Source organism: Nocardia sp. NPDC051929 (genome assembly GCF_044548645.1).
Taxonomy (GTDB): Bacteria; Actinomycetota; Actinomycetes; order Mycobacteriales; family Mycobacteriaceae; genus Nocardia; species Nocardia sichangensis.
Window position 1 is genome coordinate 1 of the sequence record NZ_JBIUCG010000066.1, and the last position, 1,692, is coordinate 1,692.

General features: G+C 66.1%; 1 protein-coding gene. It reads right to left on the reverse strand.

Annotated elements, in window-relative coordinates; translation table 11 throughout:
* Positions 1-34: 34 nt before the first annotated feature.
* Positions 35-1,576, reverse strand: a complete 1,542-nt coding sequence (locus tag ACIHAX_RS37750) for an ISL3 family transposase (protein WP_364440011.1) — start codon at positions 1,574-1,576, stop codon at positions 35-37.
* Positions 1,577-1,692: the final 116 nt, after the last annotated feature.

Sequence of the window (1,692 nt, forward strand, 5' to 3'; positions counted from 1 at the left end):
GGCTCTGTCCCACTTTCGATGATGGGTCCGGTTGCTACGAGGTGGCCAGGACACGGAGCCGGAGTAGGTCGAATCGTGCTCTGCCGTACATGGCTCGTTTGATCAGTTTGAGGCGGTTGACATTTCCTTCGGTGGGGCCGTTGCTGTAGGGAAGGGTCAGTCCGGCGACCACGGCATCCCAGTCACGGTGCAGTGTGGTCGCGAAGGAACTGATCTCCCGGATTCCGCTGGCCTGTGCGCGGTGGGTCCACGCCGCGAGTTCTGCTCCTCGCAGTTGCTGTAGCAGCATCGCGAATTCGGTGGCGAGTCCGGCGGTGGTGGCGATCTCGTCGCAGCGATCGATGATCGTGCGAAGACGCTCACGTTCGTCGTCGGTCAGGTCGTCGCAGCGGCGCATGATCCAGCCAGCGGCCTTGCGGGGTGTGATCGTGGGCGGCGCCAAGACTGGGGCACCGGCTACGCGCCAGTGTTGCAGGTGGCGGCGGACCGTCTTGACGCTGCCACCGAATCCCTGGGCTGCGATCTCGGAGTGGAGGACCGCGGCGTTCACGCAGCCCTCGCGCCAGCGGCGCTGCAGATAGGGCACGAACGGGTCGATGAGACTCGCGCGGCGGACCCCGGAACTCAGCAGACCCTCGACCTCGCTGCGGGCGTAGCGTCGGACGGTCTTGCGGTCCAGGTGCAATTCCCGCGCGATCGCGCTGATCGTCCAACCCTGACCCAACATCTGTTGGATTTGTGGGTGTTGTCGGGTGATCCGCTGCGCCAACGGGCCATCCGGCGGGGCGGGCTGCGGGATCGGTGGTGCCGGAATCTGGTCCGGGTCACGCTCGTTCAGGCAGGAACGCTTGCGCGCGAGCACACGCTCCACAGCACTGGTCAGGTTCGCTAGCAGGTGCCACCTGTCCGCGACTTGCACCGCATCAGGGGCTCCGCGGCGAGCGCCATCGGCGAAGTAGCCGGCGCGATCACGGCAGATCACCTCGATCCCCGGATGCTCGCGCAGCCAGGCGGCCAACGCATCGGAGCTGGCTTCGGGCAACAGGTCCACCGGACGGCGGGTGGCCATATCGACCAAGATCGTGCCGTAGTTGCGACCCTTACGAAACGCGAACTCGTCGACACCGACCGCAGTCAGCCCGCCGACTGTCGGTTGCGGCAGTGCGCGGATGAGCCGAAGCAGCGTCATCCTGCTGACCGCACTGGCGACCCCGGCGCACAGTCGCGCCGCGGGCCTGCCTCCCAACGCCAACGCGAACCGTCTCAGAACGTCCCGCAGCGCCAGGCTGCGACGCCCATAACGCACGGTCAACCCGCTCACCTGCTCGGCAAAGATCCGCCGCCCGCACCCGCCGTTACCGCAGAACAGCCGCCGCACCGCCAGCCTGAGCACAACTTCCCGGCTTGCGACTGCGACATCGGCGATCTCACGGGAATAGCGGCTGTGAACCCGCGACGAGACCACCCCGCACACCGGGCACGGCTGCGGGACCTCCCTGGTCACAGCATCGAACCGAATAATCGGCCCAACCCGGCTCACACCCACCACACGCACACCTGGCCGATCCGGGAACATCAACTGCCACAACACCTCTGCTGCACCATCAGCAACCACATTCCGCAGTTCTACCGGAATACCCAGCACCCCAACACAATCGACACCCGCCCATCATCGAAAGTGGGACAGAGCCA

What these genes read in the sequence shown, in the direction of transcription:
- ACIHAX_RS37750 (WP_364440011.1), bottom strand. Translation starts at nt 1,576, where the DNA reads ATGTTCCCGGATCGGCCAGGTGTGCGTGTGGTGGGTGTGAGCCGGGTT.